The sequence below is a fragment of the Rathayibacter sp. AY1E8 genome, from assembly GCF_002931415.1.
Classification (GTDB): Bacteria; Actinomycetota; Actinomycetes; order Actinomycetales; family Microbacteriaceae; genus Rathayibacter.
The window spans coordinates 46285-64286 of sequence record NZ_PSVI01000006.1 but is presented as its reverse complement, the minus strand read 5'-3'; the positions used below and the strand labels follow the sequence as shown (position 1 = coordinate 64286).

Below are 18002 nucleotides of genomic sequence, written 5' to 3'. Positions count from 1 at the left end.
CGGTGCGGCTCCGGCGCGCGGGTGGGGGGAAGAGCGATTCCGCCCCACCCTAACCGCGGCCCTGCCCGATCTCCTAGACCCGGGTCAACCCCGGACGGGGTGCACGCCGCCTGCGGAACCGTCGATTTTGCATCCTGCGCCGCGGCCCCCTATGCTTGCGTGTCGGTAGTCATGGGGGGTCGGCCGCAGGGTCGCCCCGCGAGTCTCCGGCCCCATCGTTTAGTGGCCTAGGACACCGCCCTTTCACGGCGGCAGCACGGGTTCGAATCCCGTTGGGGTCACGGATGGGTCGGTACTACCAGCACCAACAGAAGTACCAGCACCACCGGAAAGTGCACCGGCTCGAGAGGGTCGTGGCGTGAAAATAGAACAGCCTCGAAGGCAGTATGCTTGTCTTCGCAACGAGGCCCTGTAGCGCAGTTGGTTAGCGTGCCGCCCTGTCACGGCGGAGGTCGCGGGTTCAAGTCCCGTCAGGGTCGCAAAGAGGCCCTTCCGAGAGGAAGGGCCTTTTTCAGGAGATCACCTCTCCAGCGACATCACGTCGCAACGGCTCTGTAGCTCAGTTGGTAGAGCGCACGACTGAAAATCGTGAGGTCACGGGATCGACGCCCGTCGGAGCCACTGGAACCCTCGCCTAGCTTCTACATGGCGGGGGTTTCTTCGTACCCGGAGGTCCCCGCCGCCGCGATCCGCGACGTGCGCCCGTCCTGCCGATCCGGACCCGCCGAGCAGTGACTGCGGCCCGGATCCCGTCCAGGCGGTCTGCTTAGGCTGGCCCGGCCATGCAACCCGACGCCTTCCCGCCGCCCGATCCCGCGACGCTCGCGGCCGACTCCGCTGCGACGACGTCGTGGCCGGCCGAGCCCCTCCCCTCGGTCCACGCGCCCTACTCCTCCCTCCTCTACCTGCCCGATCCTCGGGTCCGCTGGGGCCTGCCGACCGCCGTGCTCACGATCGTCGGGATCGTCCTGCCGCTGGCCGTGCTCATCCTGCTGTTCGGGTTCGGCGTGCTCCCCTACTCCGCCGGACTCGCCTTCGCGGGGGCGCTCGCGAGCTATCTCGTCGCGCTGATCGTCCCGTTCGCGGCGTCTCGGCTGCGCGGGCTGGGCACGATGGCGGCCGACTTCGGGCTGCGGTTCCGCTGGATCGACGTGCCCATCGGGATCGGGCTCGGCATCGCGGTGCGCGTCGTGATCCTGTTCGTGCTCGCCGCGTTCGCTCCGCTCCTCCAGGACGCGCAGGGGAACCTCGACATCGACCCCGATCCGCTGTGGTTCGTGCTGAGCTCGGTCCTCATCCCCGTCGTCGTCGCGCCGCTGGTCGAGGAGGTCCTCTGCCGCGGCGTCGTGATGCGCGCGGTGCGGAACCGGATGCTCCGGGGCTCCGCGGAGTCGGCGCCCACCCGCGGCCGCCGCGTCTGGGCGATGGTGTTCAGCATCCTGGCGTCCACGGCGGTCTTCGCCCTGCTGCACGGGCACCAGATGGTGAACCCGGCGACGATCGTGACGCTCGGCGTGACGACGGTCACCGCGGGACTCGCGCACGGCTGGATCGCGACGATCACCGGGCGGCTCGGAGCGGCGATCGTCTCGCACGCGACGCTGAACGGCTCCGCGGTGCTGCTGCTGGCGCTGCTGCCGCTGCTGACTCCGTAGGGGGATCTCGAGACGCCCGCTGCGCGGGCCGCTCGATCGGCAGGAGTCGGGGCGGCCCGATCGGGGGCGTGGGCGGCGCGTCAGACGTCGTAGGTGCGCGCCCCGGGCAGCGGGCCGCGGACGTGGCGGTGGAGGCGCTCCATGTCGGCGTCGAGGGTGGCGGCGGTGCGGGCCGCGTCGGCGAGGCCGTCGAGGAGCTCCTGCGGGACCTGGCGGTCGTACTTGTAGTAGATCTTGTGCTCCAGGCTCGCCCAGAAGTCCATCGCGATGGTCCGGAACTGCACCTCGACGCAGACGTCGACCGATCCGCCGGAGAGGAACACAGGCACCTCGACGATCGCGTGCAGGCTCTTGTAGCCGTTCTCCTTCGGCTCGGCGATGTAGTCCTTCACCTCGAGCACCGTCACGTCGGACTGCGAGGTGAGCAGGTCGAAGACGCGGTAGACGTCCGAGACGAAGCTGCAGGTGATCCGCACGCCGGCGATGTCGGTGATCGCGTCGGCGATGCCCTCGAAGGTCGTCTCGCAGCCCTTGCGCTCGATCTTCTCGATCAGGCTGTCGGCCGACTTGAGCCGGCTCGTGACGTGCTCGATCGGGTTGTACTCCTGCAGCTCGCGGAACTCCTCCTGCAGGATCGACACCTTCGTGACGATCTCGTCCATCCCGAACTTGTACTGGAGCATGAAGCGCGCGAAGTCGTCGCGCAGGGCGCGGATCTCGGCGACGGTGGTGGCGTCGAGCGCTTCGGCGACGGCATCCGTCAGCGGAGGGACGGCGTGCGCGGGTTCGGGGATGCGGGATTCCACAGTCGGACACCCTACGCGCGGAGTCGTTCGAGACCGGTGGGAGGCGCCCGGCCTAGCCTGGGAGCGTGATCACCGAGCCCCGCCCGCTGCGCTTCTGCGCGTTCGTCATGAACACCGCCTCCCACATCCAGCACGGCCTCTGGCGCCACCCCGACGCCCGGCAGCACGAGTTCGACGACGTGCAGCTCTGGATCGACCTCGCCCGGACGCTGGAGCGCGGCCGCTTCGACGCGATGTTCTTCGCCGACGTGGCGGGGCTCTACGGTCCGGCGGACGGCGACTGGGACGTCAACGCCCGCGAGGGGCTGCAGCTGCCCAGCAACGACCCGTCCGTGCTGCTCTCGGCCCTGGCGGTGAGCACCGAGCACCTCGGCTTCGCGTTCACGAGCTCGGTGCTGCAGTCGCATCCGTTCGACTTCGCCCGGAAGGTCTCGACCCTCGACCACCTCTCGAAGGGGCGGATCGCCTGGAACATCGTCACCAGCGCCCTCGACGGCGCGGCCCGCAACTTCGGCTACGACCGGCTCGAGGAGCACGACGAGCGCTACGCCTGGGCGCAGGAATACCTCGACGTGGTCTACAAGCTGTGGGAGGGCTCGTGGGACGACGGTGCGCTCCTGCGCGACAAGAGCGGCTCCTTCGCCGACCCGGCGCGCATCCACCGCATCGACCACGTCGGGAAGCGCTACCGCGTGCAGGGGCCGCACCTCTCGGCTCCGTCGCCCCAGCGCACGCCCGTGCTCTTCCAGGCCGGCTCCTCCCCCGCGGGCCGGCGCTTCGCCGCGCGGAACGCGGAGGCGCAGTTCGTGTTCTCGGGGTCGCCGGAGAAGACCCGCGAGCTGATCGAGGACACGCGGGCCCTCGCCGCGGCGGCCGGTCGCGGAGCGGGAGCACCCTCCTTCTACCTGGGGCTCTCCTTCATCACCGGCGACACGGAGGAGGAGGCGCGACGCGCTGAGCGCGAGATCGACGAGTACCTCTCCTCCGACGCCTTTCTCGTGCACTCGAACCTCGGCTTCGACCCGGCGACGGGCGAGAAGCTCGACCCCGACCTGCCGCTCTCGGCGATCGAGACCTACGCCGGCCAGAGCCACCTGCAGTGGATCCGCGACGCCTCCCCCGACCGCGAGCCGACCGTCCGCGACCTGGCCCGGCTCTCGGCGAAGCTGCGCGGACGGGTCGTCGGCACTCCCGAGCAGATCGCCGACCACCTGGCGGGCTGGCGCGACGCGGGGATCGACGGGATCAACGTCGTCAACTGGATCCTGCCCGGCAGCTACGAGGAGTTCGTCGACCGGGTGATGCCGGTGCTCCAGGAGCGGGGCCTCGCGCAGACCGAGTACGCCGAGGGGACGCTGCGCCGCAAGCTGTTCGGGACGGACGAGCTGCCGGCGACGCACCCGGCGCGGGCGTACCGCGGGGCGTTCGCGGGCTGAGCCGTCGCGGGCCGGGCTCTGCGCGTCCACTGCCCCTGCACCGGCTGCCCGCCCCGCCCCGCGCTCTCCGCCGAGCGGGGGACGCGAGGGCGGGCGCGGCTCCGTAGCGTCGAGGGATGATCCAGACCTGGGGAGTCCTGACCGCGCTGTACGGAGTCGTCGTGACGGCGGTCGCGGTGCTCGCGATCGTCCTGCTGGTGCTGCTGTGCCGCCTGGTGCTCGCCGCGCGCGAGAACCTGCAGGCCTCGACGCGGCTGCGCGAGCTGCAGATCGAGCGGATGCTTCTCGAGGACGAGTAGCGGACGCGCGTCGCCGGCCGCGACCAGGTCTCCTCAGCGAGGAGCACTCGCGGCCGACGACGCGCGGTCCGGTCAGGGCAGAGCGGGTCGCGCCTCCGGGCGGGGCGCCCGCGGGATGAGCAGGCCGAGGGCGACGGCGACCAGCGCTCCGATCGCGCCGATCACGAACGTGGTCTCGAAGCCCTGCGAGCTCGGCAGCTGCACGTCGCCGACGGACACGGTCAGCTGCGCGAGCACGCCCGCGGTCACGGCGGAGGAGAGCGTCGTGCCGAGGGTGCGCATCAGCGAGTTCAGCCCGTTCGCGGCGGCGGTCTCCGAGGCGGGGACGGCGTGCATGATGAGCGTCGGCATCGCGGCGTAGGCGAGGCCCAGGCCGACGCCGATGAGGGCGTTGATCACCAGGATCTGCCACACCTCGCCGCCGAACGGGAGGATCAGCAGGTACGAGACCGCGATCAGCCCGGAGCCGGCGATCAGCACGAGCCGCGGCCCGGACTGCGCCGAGAGGCGGGCGGCGAGCGGGGACGTCGCCATCATCGCCAGGCCCGAGGGCGCGAGCACAAGGCTCGCCACGATCAGGCTCAGGCCGAAGCCGACGCCCGACGCGGCCGGCAGCTCGAGGCGCTGCGGCAGCGTGATCTGGGCGCCGAAGAACGCGAAGCCGACCGCCACCGAGGCGAGGTTGGTGAAGAGCACGGCGGGGCGGGCGGCCACCCGGAGGTCGACGAGCGGGCTCTCCTGCCGCAGCTCGTACCAGCCCCAGAGGAGCAGGACGGCGATGCCGCCGAGGCCGGAGCCCAGGATCGCGGGACTGGTCCAGCCGGAGTCGTTGCCGCGCGAGACGGCGATCAGCACGCCGCTCAGTCCGAGGGCGAGGCCGATCGTGCCGACCACGTCGAAGGTGCCCGGCGAGCGCAGCGTCGACACCGGCACGACCAGGAGGACGAGGACGATGTCGAGGACACCGAGGCCCGCGGACATCCAGAACAGGACGTGCCAGTCGGTGTTCTGCGCGATGAGGGCGCTGAGCGGCAGGCCGAGCGCGCCGCCGATGCCGAGGGTCGCGCTGACCAGGGCGATCGCACCGGGGAGCCGGTCGCGGTGGAGGGTGTCGCGGAGGATCGAGATGCCGAGCGGGATGACGCCCATCACCGCGCCCTGGAGGGCCCGGCCCACGACCAGCGTCCACACGTCCCCCGCGAAGGCGCACACGATCGAGCCGATCACGAGCACGACCAGCGCGGCCACGGCCATCCGCCGCTTGCCGTAGAGGTCGCCGAGGCGGCCGGAGACCGGGGTGAGGATGCAGGCGCTGAGCAGCGTCGCGGTGATCACCCACGCGGTCTCGGTGCGGTCGGCGCCGAGCAGCGTCGGCAGCTCGGACTGGATCGGGACGACCAGCGTCTGCATGAAGGAGGCGCTCATCCCCGCGAAGGCGAGGACGGCGGTGATGAGGCGCGGGTCCGGCGAGCGGGTCAGGGAGCGTCTGTCGGAGTCGGGCACGGATGTCCTTCGTGTCGGCGGCGGACGCGCACCCGGACCGCGGCGGCGGGCGGGCCGTCGTCGGCGGGATCGTATCGCTCGGCTCTGCTTTCGACCGGCTCGGGGCTCAACAGCGCGGGCCGCCGCTTTGTTCCCTCCTCCTCCTTCCCGCGCGCGTCGGGCAGGACGAGGATGGGCGGATGATCGACATCGAGAGCTGGATCGCCCGCTACGAGAAGGCCTGGGCCACGGACGACGCGGCCGATGTGGCCGCATTGTTCACCGAGGACGCCGAGTACTTCACGGCGCCGCACCGCGACGCGATCACTCCGCGCGACGCGATCGTGGAGTGGTGGCTGGCGGAGGAGGAGCCCGCCGACCCGACCTTCGCGTGGGGCCTGGTCGCGCTGACGGAGGAGACCGCCGTGGTGGAGGCGCGCACCGTCTATCCGGGCGACCGCACCTACCTGAACCTCTGGGTCATCCGCTTCGCCCCCGACGGGCGGGCGCGCTCGTTCACCGAGTGGTACATGGAGGAGCCGGCCGACTCCGTGTCCTGACCCGCGCGGGTCCTCATCGAGCGGCGAGGAGCGCTCAGCGGCGCCCGGTCAGAGCTGCGCGGCCGAGAAGGTGTCGCAGTCGATGGCGTCGCCCTCGAAGCCGGCCTGGAACCAGCGCTGGCGCTGCTCGGCCGAGCCGTGCGTCCACCCCTCCGGATCGACGGTGCCGGTGGCCTGCTCCTGGATGCGGTCGTCGCCGACGGCGGCCGCGGCGCCGAGCGCGTCCTGGTACTCCTGCGCCGTCACCGGCTTGAGGTAGGGCGTGCCGGTCTCGTCGGGCACCGTCGAGGCGTCGCCCACCCAGGCGCCGGCGAAGCAGTCGGCCTGCAGCTCGAGGCGCACCGAGTCCGACTCGGGGCCGGTGCCGGAGCGGTCCGCCGACTCCATCGCGCCGGTCAGGTTCTGGATGTGGTGGCCCCACTCGTGGGCGAGGATGTACATCTGCGCGAGCGATCCGCCCGAGGTGTCGAACCGGGTGCGCAGCTCGTCGAAGAAGTCGGTGTCGAGGTAGATCGTCCGGTCCGGCGGGCAGTAGAACGGGCCGACCGCGGCGGTCGCGCTCCCGCAGCCGGTGGTGGTGCTGTCCTCGAACAGGTCGACGCCGGTCGGGGTCGTGTAGGCGACTCCGAGGGTCGGCGTCTGCTCGCCCCAGTAGCGGTCGAGCGACTCGGCCGCACCCTCGAGGCGGCAGTCGACCTGCGTGTTCGCGTCGGCGCCGCTGTCGCAGGCCACCGCGGTGGAGGTGACGCCCTCCGGCGAGGACCCGCCTCCGCCGAACACCTCGCCGAGGCCCGAGAGGTTCACGCCGAGCAGCTGCGAGAGCAGCGCGAGCACGACCACGCCCACCGCGCCCCCGCCGACGGCGATGCCCGTGGTGCGGCCGCGGCGGCGGACCTTGCCGCCGCTGAGCTGGGAGTCGTCGTTGAAGGTCATGCCGACGAAGCTAGCGCTCCGCGGACGGGCTCCGCTCGGGCTTGCGGTCAGCCCCAGCGCGACTCGCTGGCCGAGCGGATGATCTCGAGCAGCGCCTCGCGCAGGGGGCCGTGCTCGAGCGAGCCCGGGAACATGTCGACCTCGAGGCGGTGCGCCCGGCGCCAGGCTTCGCCGCCCGCGTCGGTGAGCGCGACGAGCTGCCGGCGGCGGTCCGACGGATCCGTGGTGCGCGAGACGTGGCCCTCGCGCTCGAGGCGCTCGATGGTGCGCGACATGGTCTGCACCTCGACGTGGGCCGCGGCGGCCAGCTCCTTCTGCGCGACGGGACCCGCCTGCAGGAGGTGCAGCACGATCAGGCCGGCGTGGGTGAGGCCGATCTCGGCGAGGGCGCCGTGCCAGGCGTGCTCGACCATCCGGGAGGCGGTGGAGAGCAGCCGGCCGGTGGGCCAGTCCTCCATCCCGGAGGCGTCGTCCGCGCGCATCTGATTAGGGTAGACCCGCTCCCGGGACACGACGGCACCGGGCGCGGGACGCTCAGGCACGGGCGCCCGGGCATCCCGGCCGCGAGGCGCGGACCGCCCCGCCCGTCAGGACGCGAAGCGGTCCGTCGCCTCGATCAGCGCGTCGAGGATCCCCGGCTCGTCGAAGGCGTGGCCCGCGTCGGCGATCATCCGGAAGTCGGCCTCGGGCCAGGCCCGGTGCAGGTCCCAGGCCGTGAAGGCCGGGGTGCACATGTCGTAGCGGCCCTGCACGATGACGGCCGGGATGTCGCGAAGGACGCCGGCGTCGCGGATCAGCTGCCCCTCCTCCAACCAGCCCCTGTGCACGAAGAAGTGGTTCTCGATGCGGGCGAAGGCGAGCGCGAAGACGGGATCGGACCAGTCCGCGATCAGCTCCGGCTTCTGCAGGAGGGTGATGGTCGACGCCTCCCAGGTGGTCCAGGCGACGCCGGCGGGGCCGTGCACGGCGGGGTCCGCGTCGTGGAGCAGGCGGTAGTACGCCTCGATGAGGCTGCCCCGCTCGTCGGCCGGGACGACGGAGGTGTAGCCCTCCCAGAGGTCCGGGTAGACCGCGGCGGCGCCGCCCTCGTAGAACCACTCGAGCTCGGCGCGGCGGAGGGTGAAGATCCCGCGGAGGACGATCTCGCTGACCCGCTCGGGGTGGGTCTCGGCGTAGGCGAGGGCGAGGGTCGAGCCCCAGGAGCCGCCGAGCACGAGCCAGCGCTCGACGCCGAGGTGCTCGCGGAGGCGCTCGATGTCGGCGACCAGGTACCAGGTGGTGTTGGTCGAGAGGTCGGCCTCCGGCTCGCCGGCGTGCGGGGTGGAGCGGCCGCACATCCGCTGGTCGAACAGCACGATGCGGTACTTCTCGGGGTCGAACAGCCGGCGGTGGGCGGGCGAGGTGCCGGCTCCGGGGCCGCCGTGCAGGAACACGACGGGCTTGCCCTCGGGGTTGCCCGAGACCTCCCAGTAGAGCGAGTGGCCGTCGCCGACGTCGAGCATGCCGGAGTCGTGGGGCTCGATCTCGGGGTACAGAGTGCGCATGGCCCGCACCCTACCGACTGTCAGGGTCGCGGTCCGCGAGGCGGGCGGTCCGGCACCGGAGAGGGCGGGAGCGCCCGCGTCCACCCGGCGCACCCGCCTCCCGCGGTCGTTACTGTGGAGCGGACCTGCACGCCCCCGTCGAAGGAGCCCCCATGCCCACCACTGTGCGCGGCGTCATCGCCCGGTCGAAGGGCGCTCCCGTGGAGCTCGTCGACATCGTCGTCCCCGACCCGGGCCCGGGCGAGGCCGTGGTCGACATCGAGACCTGCGGTGTCTGCCACACCGACTTCCACTACCGCGAGGGCGGGATCAGCGACGACTTCCCCTTCCTCCTCGGTCACGAGGCGGCCGGGCGGGTCAGCGCGATCGGAGAGGGAGTCACCCACGTCGCGGTCGGCGACTTCGTGGTCCTCAACTGGCGCGCGGTCTGCGGCGAGTGCCGGGCCTGCACCCGGGCCGAGCCCTGGTACTGCTTCGACACCTTCAACGCGACGCAGCGGATGACCCTGGAGGACGGCACCGAGCTCAGCCCCGCCCTCGGGATCGGCGCCTTCGCCGAGAGGACCCTCGTGCACGCCAAGCAGTGCACGAAGGTCGATCCGGAGGCGGACCCCGCCGCGGTGGGCCTGCTCGGCTGCGGGATCATGGCGGGCCTCGGCGCGGCGATGAACACCGGGAACGTGACGCGCGGCGACTCCGTCGCGGTCATCGGCTGCGGAGGAGTCGGCACGGCCGCCGTGGTCGGCGCCGCTCTCGCGGGCGCCGGCACGGTCATCGCGATCGACCGGGACCCCAAGAAGCTGGTCGCGGCCGAGAGGCTCGGCGCCACGCACGTCATCGACTCCAGCGGCCTCGACGAGGCGGGCGTCGTCGCGGCGGTGCAGGCTCTGACGAACGGCTTCGGAGCGGACGTCGTCATCGACGCCGTGGGCCGCCCCGAGACCTGGCGCCAGGCGTTCTACGCCCGCGACCTCGCCGGGACCGTGGTGCTGGTCGGGGTGCCGACTCCCGAGATGACGCTCGAGATCCCCCTGCTCGACGTCTTCGGCCGCGGCGGCTCGCTGAAGTCGAGCTGGTACGGCGACTGCCTGCCGGAGAGGGACTTCCCGATGCTGACCGGCCTCTACCTCCAGGGCCGACTGCCCCTGGACGAGTTCGTGAGCGAGCGGATCGGGATCGAGGACATCGAGGAGGCCTTCGCCACGATGGCCGGCGGCGACGTGCTCCGCTCGGTGGTGGTGCTCTGATGGGCGCGCGGATCGAGCAGCTCGTCACGAGCGGCACCTTCAGCCTCGACGGCGGCACCTGGGACGTCGACAACAACGTCTGGATCGTCGGCGACGACTCCGAGTGCGTCGTCATCGACGCCGCCCACGACGTGGACGCGATCCTCGCGGCCGTCGGCGAGCGCCGGCTCCTCGCCGTGCTGCTGACCCACGGGCACGACGACCACCTCGACGCGGTCGAGGGAGTCCGCGCTGCGACCGGCGCCCCGGTGCTGCTCCACGAGGCCGACCGGATGCTGTGGGACGCCGTGCACCCCGGTACGGCCCCGAGCGGCGCCCTGGTCGACGGGCGGATCGTGCCCGTCGCCGGCGTCGAGCTCGAGGTGCGGCACACCCCGGGCCACACCCCCGGCGCCGTCTGCTTCGTCGCCGAGGCGCTCGGCACGGTGTTCACCGGCGACACCCTCTTCCAGGGCGGGCCGGGGGCCACCGGCCGCTCGTACAGCGACTTCCCGACGATCATCGACTCGATCACGGAGCGCCTGCTGACGCTGCCCGCCGAGACGGTGGTCCGGACCGGCCACGGCGACTCGACGACGATCGGGGCGGAGGCGCCGCACCGCGAGGAGTGGATCGCGCGCGGGCACTGACCGGGCGGGGCCGGCGGAGAGGCCGGCGGAGAGGCTGCCGGCCCTCCCGCTTCGGCGTTCTGCTCGCCCGGATGTCCGACGGGTGTGGGAGTTTCGCAACCGATGGTCACGCTCCCTTGTTACCGTGAACAATCGCCGGTACCGTGCGATGACCACACCGCAGGCGGGATCCCCCGTCCGCCCACCGGTTCGCTGCAGAACCCGAGAGGACACGTCGACGATGACGTCACGACCCCCGGGCGGAGGCAGGCCCTCGCGCCTGCTCGCCGCCACCCTCGCCGCATCCGCGACGATCGCCCTCGCCGCCGGCGCCGCCGTGCCGGTCGCCGTCGCCGCGACAGCGGCGACCACTCCCGCGCAGAGCCTGCTCGCGGACTTCACCTTCGACACCGCCCCGAGCGGAGGCGCCTTCACCGACAGGTCGACCCGCGCCGCCGTGAAGGGCACGCCGACCCTCGTCGCCGGCCGCACCGGGCAGGGCAGCGCCGTCTCGCTGTCGTCCTCGTTCTGGCTCGACCTCACTGCGACCGACGGGCAGCCGCTGCTGAAGGGTCGCGACTCCGTCACTCTGTCGTACGACTCCAAGCCCGCCGCCGCGGACAACGTCGGCTGGTCGGTCTTCGCCGCTCGCTCGGCCGCGACCCAGGACTACGCCCAGGAGAAGTACGTCGGCGTCCTCGACAGGACGAACGGCATCACCGTCGAGCGGTACGCCAACAGCGGCGCCCGCGACTCCTCGGGCAACCTCACCGGCCCGAGCAGCACGGAGTGGAAGCACGTCGATCTCGTGCTGAGCGCCGGCACCGCCCGCCTCTACGTCGACGCGAAGCCCGTCGCCGTCACGACGGCCGGCCCCTCGCTCGCGACGGTCCTCGGATCGACCGGTGGAGTCCTGCAGATCGGCAAGGCCAACTGGGGCGGCGGGGAGTACTTCACCGGACTCCTCGACAATCTGCGCGTCTACGACCGCGCCCTGACCGGGGCCGAGCTGGGCGCGACGAGCAGCACCGTGGCGACCGACCTGCGCGCCGCCCTCGACGTCCCCACGACCGTGCTCGGCGACCTGCCCGCGCAGGTCCTCGGGAACACCGTGACGTGGACCGCCTCCGGCGCCGGCGCCGCGCGCGTCTCCTCCACCGGCGCCGTGAACCTCTCGGGCCTCACCGCTCCCGTCGCCGTCCGCCTCCAGGCAGCCGTCGCCGGGCAGACCTACGCGTGGGACAGCACCCTCGCCGTGCCCGGCGGGCGCATCGCCACCTCCGTCAAGACCGTCACCACGACGAACGGAGTGAAGGACGACCCGCTGGCGTACAACGACGACCGCCGCGCGGACTCGCTCTTCACGGCCGCACTGCCCGCCGGCGCGACCACCTGGGAGCCGCTGAACCGCTCGCAGTCGATCCTCTCCGTCCTCAAGGACGGCGATCAGGCGCAGCGCCCGAACGCCCAGATGGGCTCGCCGCTGCTGTTCCGCTCGAAGGACGGCTCGCTCGGCGCGGTCTCGTCGCAGAACAACGCCACGGACTCCGTCTACCTCTGGAGCTCCGCCGACGGCCGCACGTTCCGCGACCAGCGCGTCCTCCGGGTCGCGCCGGGCTCGGTCGTGACCGACCCGCGGATCGTCTTCGACTCCGCCCTCGGCGTCTACAAGCTGTTCTGGACCGATCTGCTCACCACCGAGGGCCGCGTGACGCTGTTCACGGACCTCGCCTCCGGCACCGCTCCCGGAGCGACCACCCGCGCCGACGCCCGCGTCCCCGGTGTCCAGGGCTCGGGTCTCCCCGCCGGGTTCACCCAGGGCCAGGCCGGCGAGACGGCGCTGACCTCGACCGAGTTCAGCACGTTCTACCGCGAGTACGTCGACCTGAAGAACACCGGTGTGAAGTCGCTCAGCGGCTCCGTCGACTCCGGCGCCGGATCCGCTGCGATCGCCGCAGCGCTCCCGGGGCAGGCCGTGATGGAGTACAACGACGGCTCGACCAAGTCGCTCAACGTCGACTGGCAGGACGATCTGACCACCGCCGTCGACACCTCGCGTCCCGGGACCTACCGGGTCACCGGCTCCGTCCAGCAGGACCCCGAGGCGATGGTCAACGAGGCCCGCGCGGATCCGCACGTCTTCTTCAACGAGGACGACGGCTACTACTACCTCACGGGCTCGCACTACGGTCAGGACTCGCTCGGCCCGATCGAGGAGAGCTCCAGCTACCGCAAGATCGGCCTCAAGCGCTCGAAGACCATCGCCGGTCTCGACTCCGCTCCCGAGCAGATCGTGATCGACCCCGACGCCGGCACGCCCGGTCGCCAGAGCCAGTACCCGAACACCTTCTACGGCTGGGGCGGATACATCTGGGCGCAGGAGTTCCACAAGATCAACGGCACCTGGTGGATCGTCGCCGGCATGAACAAGGGCTACGCGCCTGTGGGCGGCTGGTGCGACAACACCGTCCTGATCCCCTACACCGGGACCGACGCCTCGATCGCCGAGGGCGGATTCCTCGACCAGACGAAGTGGGGCGAGCCGGTCGTCCTCGAGGGCGCGGCCTTCGACGTCAGCTACATCGACCGCCAGGAGAACGGCGCCACCCAGGGCTACTGGGTCCTGCCCAACGGCAACACGCTCTCCCTCGCCAAGGCGACGATGGGGCCCAAGGGCACCGTCCCGCTGGTGACCGGTGCGGTCACCCGCATCTACGGCGAGAGCCAGCCGTGGGAGTCGGGCAAGCGCTCGCCGACCCCGTCCGACACCACCGAGGGCAACGACCAGGGCGTCGTCGAGGCGCCGTTCATCGTGTCCAAGGGAGGACGCATGTACCTCACCTACTCGGGCGGAACGGTCGACAAGTACTACTCGCTCGGCCTGCTCACGGCCGACGCGAGTGCCGACCTCCTCAACCCCGCGACGTGGACGCAGACCGCGTTCCCCGTGCTGGACACCGAGGACACCTACCTGGGCCGCCTCGGCGCGGACGAGACGCAGTACTTCTCGCGCCAGCAGGCCGGCACCGGGCACAACTCGTTCGTCGAGGACGAGTCGGGCAACCTGCTCCTCGCCTACCACGCCCGCCCCTACCCGGACCCGCACACGGCGACCGATCCGCAGAACGCGGGCGGCCTGTTCGATTCGGACCGCAACACCTGGTTCAAGGGCGTGAACATCCGCGCGAGCGGCCGGCTCGACCTCTCGCTCTCGAAGGAGCAGGAGGTGGCCTCGGCCAACCGCACCGTCACGGCGACGATCACCGTGAAGGCGCCGGCTGTGCCCGTCACCGCCACTGCAGCGGCTCGCTGCGTCGCGGGCAAGGTGGTGGTCACGCTGACCACTGTCAACAAGGCCGCGTCGACCGCTGACCTCCGCTGGAACACCCTGTGGGGCGCGAAGACGCAGCAGATCGATGCGGGCCGGACCGCCTCGCTGGCCGTGACCACGCGGGCCGCCTCGGTCGCCGCCGGCACCGTCCAGGGGGTCGCCACCGTCGGCAGCGCCTCCGCTCCCGTGAGCGCCGCCTACCCGGCGCTTCGCTGCGGCTGACCTGACCGGGTCCTCCGACCGACGACGCCCGGCTGCCTCTCACCTGAGGGCGGCCGGGCGTCGTCGTTCCGGTCTGCGGTGATGTGCCGGGCGACCGGGTCGCGACCCTCGATGATCTCGGCGGTGCAGCCGGCATCGCGGGAGAAGACCCACCGGATGACGCGGCCGCGTCGGACGACCGGACCGTTGCGATCCACGAACGACTCCCCATCGAGGGGAGGTCGTCGGTCGGCGACGTACGGGGTGTCGTGAGTCGGACGGGAAGAGGCGAGCCGGTCTGCCGCTGCTGCACGAACCGGCCCGCCCCTTCGGCATCGTCTCAGTGGACGAGGGCGGCCTCCGCCTCGTCCCAGGCGGGGTTCAGGTCTTCCTTCTTCCCTCGGATGAGGAGGAATCCGGTGAGAGAGGCCGCGACCATGGTCACTGCTGCGGCCAGGAACACGGCCTTGTAGCCGTCGGTGAATGCGGTGAGCTCGGCCGTTCCGGACGCGATGGCGGAGTCCGCGGTGCTCGCGTAGAACACGGTGAACACCGCGAGACCGATGGACCCGCCGATGTGGAAGACGGAGTTGACGACGGCGGAGGCCACTCCGGCGTCCTCGTTCTCGACCCCGAGAAGGGCGAGGTTCTGGACGGGCACGAAGAGCATGGAGAGTCCGATTCCGAGCACGACCAGGGCGGGCAGGACCTGGAGGAAGTAGTTTCCGTCCGGGGTGATGCCGAGGAGCAGGAAGAGCCCTGCTGCCGAGACGAGCGGCCCGACGATCATCAGGGGTCGGGGGCCGAACGTGTTGAGGATCTTCGTGGTGACGGGCGAGAACGCCATGATCGCGACGGTCATGGCGAGGTTCGCGAGTCCTGCCATCAGCGGTCCCATTCCGAGCACGATCTGGAAGTAGAACGCGAGATAGAGGATGGCCCCGATCATCACGGCGCCATTGGCGGCCTGGATCAGGATCGCGCCGCCTCGCACACGACGCAGGATGACGCGCAGGGGCAGCAACGGCTGGTCGACCTTGCGTTCGATGAGCACGAAGACGGTCAGCAGGACGATGCCGAGTGCGAGGAAGGCGACGGTGTCGATCGCGCCCCATCCGTGCTCGGCTCGGGTGAACCCGTAGACGATCGCGCCCAGTCCCAGGGTCACGGTGACGGTTCCCCAGACGTCGTAGCGGTTGTCTCCTTCCGCCTTGCTCTCGCGAAGCACGAGAGCCCCGCCGACGAGGCCGAAGGCGACGAAGATGAGGTTGACGAAGAGGCACCAGCGCCAGTCGGTGAATTCGGTGAGCACGCCGCCCAGGATCAGGCCGATTGCGGCTCCGGATCCGGCGACCGTGCCGAAGACGGCGAAGGCGAGATTGCGCTCCTTGCCGTGGGCGAACGTCACGGTGAGCATGGCGAGTGCGGCGGGGGCGAGCAGTGCCGCGAAGGCGCCCTGGACGCCGCGAGCGATGACGAGTTCCATGCCGCTCTGCGACAGTCCGGCCCAGAGCGAGGCCGCTCCGAAGCCGATCATTCCGACCATGAAGGTGCGCTTGCGGCCCCAGTAATCGGCGATCCGACCGCCCAGAAGGAGAAGTGCTCCGAAAGCGAGGGCGTAGGCGGTGACGACCCACTGGCGCAGGCTGTCGCTCATCCCGAGATCCAGTTGGGCCTGAGGCAGGGCGATGGTGACGATCATCGTGTCGAGGACGACGACGAGCTGGGTCATGGCGAGAACGGCGAGCGCCCACCAGCGGGCACTCGGCTTGTCCGCGATTCTGGACATGAAGAAACCTCCAGGCTTCTGAGGAATGAAGTCGCTGGAGGTTTTCAGCCTCGGATCCCGCACCGGCAGTGCATCTGACCGCCCGCAGCTCCGAAGCTGGGCAGGCCGTTACCGTACCACAACTGTACAATCATGAATGTACAGTTGCTTTCTGATTCGTCGACCGTGACAGCCGTCCCTCCGGCTGCAGTCCGTCGTCAGGACGGCTCGACACCGAGGGGGTCGAGCCTCACCTTCCGACGTCGGCAGGAGAGGATGCCAGACTGGCGGCCGACGCTGTCGCACCCGCTCGTGCGGTGACGCGTCGACACCCTCCGGGCGCCTCAGCACCCGCCATCCCTAGCCGCTCACTCGGACCGAGGGAGCGGCGGAATCGATCACGACATGGAACCGAACCCGCCCAGCGGTGAGGAGGTCCTGCCTTCTCCTCGGACGTCTCCTCGCGCGACGCGACCCAACAACCGGACTCGGATCCTCGACGCAGCGGTCCGTGTTGCGGCGAGGGAAGGTTCTGTTCGCGTCACGCTCGAAGCGACTGCCGAAGAGGCTGGGCTGACACGCGGTGGAATGATGTACCACTTCCGCGATCGAGCCGATATCGCCCATGCTCTCCAGGAGCACGTCGCGGCCGGCTGGGAAGCCCAGCTGATCGACGTCGCGGGGAAGACCGCGGACGAGGCCACCTTGACGGAGCGCGTGAGTGCCTACGTCGCCGTCGCCCTGACGCCGTCGACGCACATGCAGATCGGACTCCTCCAGGCCACGGGCAGCGACACCGCTCTCCGAGCGCCGGTAGCGGAGGTGCGCCGAAGGTGGACGCCCTCCGCAGAGGAGACCGCGACCGATCCGATCGCTCTCCGCCAGTTCATCGCCTGCCTTGCGGCTGACGGCCTGTGGTCACACCACTCCCTCGGAGGCGATCGGATACCGGACGACACTCGAGCCGCGGTGATCTCCGAGATCATCCAGCTCTCCAGCCCGGGGTGATGCACGAAGGGCACTTTCCGGCGCGAGGCGGGTCCCCCGCCCGCCTCACACTGCTGAGGATGCAGCAGCGACGGCGTCCTTGAGGAGCGCCGCCACCGCCTCGCGCCGCGGCAGCACGGTCGCGAGCGCGGCGCCCATGACGGTCGGCGATGCCTCGTGCTGCCCCGGAGCGCTCGGGACGCGGTCGGAGGCGACGCACGTGTCGAAGTCGCTCCACCTGGAGCGTCACCGACACGACCGGTCCGACGACGGCCGACCAGGAGACGTCCCGCGTGCGCCCGCACTGGCACTCCGCTCGTCAGCGGGACAGCAGCGCGACGTGGATCTCCTCGGCGAGGAGGTCCAGCGCTCTCGCGTGGGACGCCAGGAAGGCCCGGCCGTCGCGCGTGATCGAGAAGCGCTCGATGCGCTGCAGTGCGGTCCTCCTGCCTCTCTCCAGGAGCACCAGGCCCCGGCGGGAGAGCCGGAGGAGCCGCTTGCGCACCTCGAGGACCTCGACACGGTCGCCGGAGCGGAGGTCGAGGACTGCTCGCAGGCGGGTCTCGTCGCGGTTCTCTCCGGTCGCGAGCGCGATCAGGATGAAGACGTCGATGCTGCAGTCGAGCCCGCAGGCTCCGCAGCGGTTCGTGCACCGCGCAGAGCGTGCCAGGGACACGAGGAATCGATCGAGGCGCATCACGGGTGTCTCCTGGGGAACGGCGGTCTCCTGCTGCAACGAGAGGAACGGGCCGGACCGGTCACGGTCGGCCCGCATCCGGGAGTCCGCTCAGGAGAGGTTCGCACATCAGCGATCGGTCCGGACAGCAGGATACGGCCCGATCGCCGCCCCGGTCCGCAGCCGGTGGTGATGCCGCCGCGGCGGGATCGTCGGGCGATCAGGGTCGAGGACCCGTCCGAACGGCGCAGGGGGGCTCAGGAGAGAGGGAGGGCGTTGCCGTTGATCAGCAGGAGGTCGTGTCCTCCGACCGCAGCTGCGCTGCCGGCCGCTCCGTCGTCCTTCTCCTCGGTGAGGGTGTGCGACTGCGCGACCTTCGTCAGCACGGGCCCGATGGACGGGACCGTCCCGGTTCTCACTCTGTGGTGCATCTCGTCGGTCGTCCTTCTGAGGTGGCGGCACTGCAGGG

General features: G+C 71.1%; 16 protein-coding genes and 3 tRNA genes. 11 read left to right on the top strand and 8 right to left on the bottom strand.

Annotation, left to right across the window (positions count from 1 at the left end):
* Window positions 1-208: 208 nt before the first annotated feature.
* From C5C74_RS03105 to C5C74_RS03090, 4 genes are all read left to right on the top strand, one after another.
* A tRNA-Glu gene (locus C5C74_RS03105) sits at window positions 209-281 on the top strand.
* A 124-nt stretch (window positions 282-405) separates the two neighbouring features.
* Window positions 406-479: transfer RNA gene (locus C5C74_RS03100), tRNA-Asp, on the top strand.
* A gap of 69 nt (window positions 480-548) precedes the next feature.
* Window positions 549-621, top strand: a tRNA-Phe gene (locus C5C74_RS03095).
* A gap of 161 nt (window positions 622-782) precedes the next feature.
* Entirely contained in the window at window positions 783-1655 is an 873-nt protein-coding gene (locus C5C74_RS03090) for a CPBP family intramembrane glutamic endopeptidase (protein ID WP_104350964.1), read from the top strand.
* An 80-nt stretch (window positions 1656-1735) separates the two neighbouring features.
* On the opposite strand, the gene C5C74_RS03085 is transcribed toward C5C74_RS03090, so the two are convergent.
* Window positions 1736-2338, bottom strand: a complete 603-nt coding sequence (locus C5C74_RS03085; RefSeq protein WP_104350972.1) for a GTP pyrophosphokinase family protein — start codon at window positions 2336-2338, stop codon at window positions 1736-1738.
* A 230-nt stretch (window positions 2339-2568) separates the two neighbouring features.
* Between C5C74_RS03085 and C5C74_RS03080 the strand changes: the two genes are divergently transcribed.
* Window positions 2569-3897, top strand: a complete 1329-nt coding sequence (locus tag C5C74_RS03080) for an NtaA/DmoA family FMN-dependent monooxygenase (RefSeq protein WP_374953130.1) — start codon at window positions 2569-2571, stop codon at window positions 3895-3897.
* A gap of 116 nt (window positions 3898-4013) precedes the next feature.
* Window positions 4014-4196, top strand: coding sequence for a hypothetical protein (locus C5C74_RS03075; RefSeq protein ID WP_104224402.1), 183 nt, complete (start codon window positions 4014-4016; stop codon window positions 4194-4196).
* A gap of 72 nt (window positions 4197-4268) precedes the next feature.
* Here the strand turns inward: C5C74_RS03075 and C5C74_RS03070 are convergent, their stop codons facing one another.
* Window positions 4269-5699 (bottom strand): MFS transporter, encoded by a 1431-nt coding sequence (locus C5C74_RS03070; protein WP_244230520.1) that lies wholly within the window; start codon window positions 5697-5699, stop codon window positions 4269-4271.
* Between the two features lie 179 nt (window positions 5700-5878).
* Here C5C74_RS03070 and C5C74_RS03065 point away from each other — a divergent pair, with 179 nt between their 5' ends.
* Window positions 5879-6238 (top strand): nuclear transport factor 2 family protein, encoded by a 360-nt coding sequence (locus C5C74_RS03065; protein ID WP_104247847.1) that lies wholly within the window; start codon window positions 5879-5881, stop codon window positions 6236-6238.
* A 48-nt stretch (window positions 6239-6286) separates the two neighbouring features.
* On the opposite strand, the gene C5C74_RS03060 is transcribed toward C5C74_RS03065, so the two are convergent.
* The 3 genes from C5C74_RS03060 to pip form a co-directional block, all read right to left on the bottom strand.
* Window positions 6287-7171: a neutral zinc metallopeptidase gene (locus tag C5C74_RS03060; RefSeq protein ID WP_104350963.1), complete on the bottom strand. Its 885-nt coding sequence runs from the start codon at window positions 7169-7171 to the stop codon at window positions 6287-6289.
* Between the two features lie 47 nt (window positions 7172-7218).
* Window positions 7219-7653, bottom strand: coding sequence for a MarR family winged helix-turn-helix transcriptional regulator (locus tag C5C74_RS03055; RefSeq protein ID WP_104224399.1), 435 nt, complete (start codon window positions 7651-7653; stop codon window positions 7219-7221).
* 105 nt (window positions 7654-7758) lie between these two features.
* Window positions 7759-8715, bottom strand: coding sequence for a prolyl aminopeptidase (gene pip / locus C5C74_RS03050; RefSeq protein ID WP_104338399.1), 957 nt, complete (start codon window positions 8713-8715; stop codon window positions 7759-7761).
* Window positions 8716-8867: 152 nt separating this feature from the next.
* Between pip and C5C74_RS03045 the strand changes: the two genes are divergently transcribed.
* The 3 genes from C5C74_RS03045 to C5C74_RS03035 all read left to right on the top strand — a co-directional run bounded on the left by C5C74_RS03045 (window position 8868) and on the right by C5C74_RS03035 (window position 14123).
* Complete coding sequence (locus C5C74_RS03045) at window positions 8868-9962, top strand: S-(hydroxymethyl)mycothiol dehydrogenase (RefSeq protein ID WP_104350962.1); 1095 nt, start codon at window positions 8868-8870, stop codon at window positions 9960-9962.
* Complete coding sequence (locus tag C5C74_RS03040) at window positions 9962-10591, top strand: MBL fold metallo-hydrolase (RefSeq protein WP_104350961.1); 630 nt, start codon at window positions 9962-9964, stop codon at window positions 10589-10591. Before C5C74_RS03045 ends, C5C74_RS03040 begins: the two co-directional genes overlap by 1 nt.
* Window positions 10592-10811: 220 nt before the next feature.
* Window positions 10812-14123 (top strand): family 43 glycosylhydrolase, encoded by a 3312-nt coding sequence (locus tag C5C74_RS03035; protein WP_104261158.1) that lies wholly within the window; start codon window positions 10812-10814, stop codon window positions 14121-14123.
* A gap of 319 nt (window positions 14124-14442) precedes the next feature.
* Here the strand turns inward: C5C74_RS03035 and C5C74_RS03030 are convergent, their stop codons facing one another.
* Complete coding sequence (locus tag C5C74_RS03030; RefSeq protein WP_104350960.1) at window positions 14443-15891, bottom strand: MFS transporter; 1449 nt, start codon at window positions 15889-15891, stop codon at window positions 14443-14445.
* A 384-nt stretch (window positions 15892-16275) separates the two neighbouring features.
* Between C5C74_RS03030 and C5C74_RS03025 the strand changes: the two genes are divergently transcribed.
* Entirely contained in the window at window positions 16276-16878 is a 603-nt protein-coding gene (locus C5C74_RS03025; protein ID WP_104350959.1) for a TetR/AcrR family transcriptional regulator, read from the top strand.
* A gap of 298 nt (window positions 16879-17176) precedes the next feature.
* On the opposite strand, the gene C5C74_RS03020 is transcribed toward C5C74_RS03025, so the two are convergent.
* Window positions 17177-17557: a hypothetical protein gene (locus C5C74_RS03020; protein WP_104249689.1), complete on the bottom strand. Its 381-nt coding sequence runs from the start codon at window positions 17555-17557 to the stop codon at window positions 17177-17179.
* A 233-nt stretch (window positions 17558-17790) separates the two neighbouring features.
* Complete coding sequence (locus C5C74_RS17260) at window positions 17791-17964, bottom strand: hypothetical protein (RefSeq protein WP_181127357.1); 174 nt, start codon at window positions 17962-17964, stop codon at window positions 17791-17793.
* Window positions 17965-18002: the final 38 nt, after the last annotated feature.

What these genes read in the sequence shown, in the direction of transcription:
- C5C74_RS03090 (WP_104350964.1), top strand. Translation starts at nt 783, where the DNA reads ATGCAACCCGACGCCTTCCCGCCGCCCGATCCCGCGACGCTCGCGGCC.
- C5C74_RS03085 (WP_104350972.1), bottom strand. Translation starts at nt 2,338, where the DNA reads ATGCTCCAGTACAAGTTCGGGATGGACGAGATCGTCACGAAGGTGTCG.
- C5C74_RS03080 (WP_374953130.1), top strand. Translation starts at nt 2,569, where the DNA reads ATGAACACCGCCTCCCACATCCAGCACGGCCTCTGGCGCCACCCCGAC.
- C5C74_RS03075 (WP_104224402.1), top strand. Translation starts at nt 4,014, where the DNA reads ATGATCCAGACCTGGGGAGTCCTGACCGCGCTGTACGGAGTCGTCGTG.
- C5C74_RS03065 (WP_104247847.1), top strand. Translation starts at nt 5,879, where the DNA reads ATGATCGACATCGAGAGCTGGATCGCCCGCTACGAGAAGGCCTGGGCC.
- C5C74_RS03060 (WP_104350963.1), bottom strand. Translation starts at nt 7,171, where the DNA reads ATGACCTTCAACGACGACTCCCAGCTCAGCGGCGGCAAGGTCCGCCGC.
- C5C74_RS03055 (WP_104224399.1), bottom strand. Translation starts at nt 7,653, where the DNA reads ATGCGCGCGGACGACGCCTCCGGGATGGAGGACTGGCCCACCGGCCGG.
- pip (WP_104338399.1), bottom strand. Translation starts at nt 8,715, where the DNA reads ATGCGCACTCTGTACCCCGAGATCGAGCCCCACGACTCCGGCATGCTC.
- C5C74_RS03045 (WP_104350962.1), top strand. Translation starts at nt 8,868, where the DNA reads ATGCCCACCACTGTGCGCGGCGTCATCGCCCGGTCGAAGGGCGCTCCC.
- C5C74_RS03040 (WP_104350961.1), top strand. Translation starts at nt 9,962, where the DNA reads ATGGGCGCGCGGATCGAGCAGCTCGTCACGAGCGGCACCTTCAGCCTC.
- C5C74_RS03035 (WP_104261158.1), top strand. Translation starts at nt 10,812, where the DNA reads ATGACGTCACGACCCCCGGGCGGAGGCAGGCCCTCGCGCCTGCTCGCC.
- C5C74_RS03030 (WP_104350960.1), bottom strand. Translation starts at nt 15,891, where the DNA reads ATGTCCAGAATCGCGGACAAGCCGAGTGCCCGCTGGTGGGCGCTCGCC.
- C5C74_RS03025 (WP_104350959.1), top strand. Translation starts at nt 16,276, where the DNA reads ATGGAACCGAACCCGCCCAGCGGTGAGGAGGTCCTGCCTTCTCCTCGG.
- C5C74_RS17260 (WP_181127357.1), bottom strand. Translation starts at nt 17,964, where the DNA reads ATGCACCACAGAGTGAGAACCGGGACGGTCCCGTCCATCGGGCCCGTG.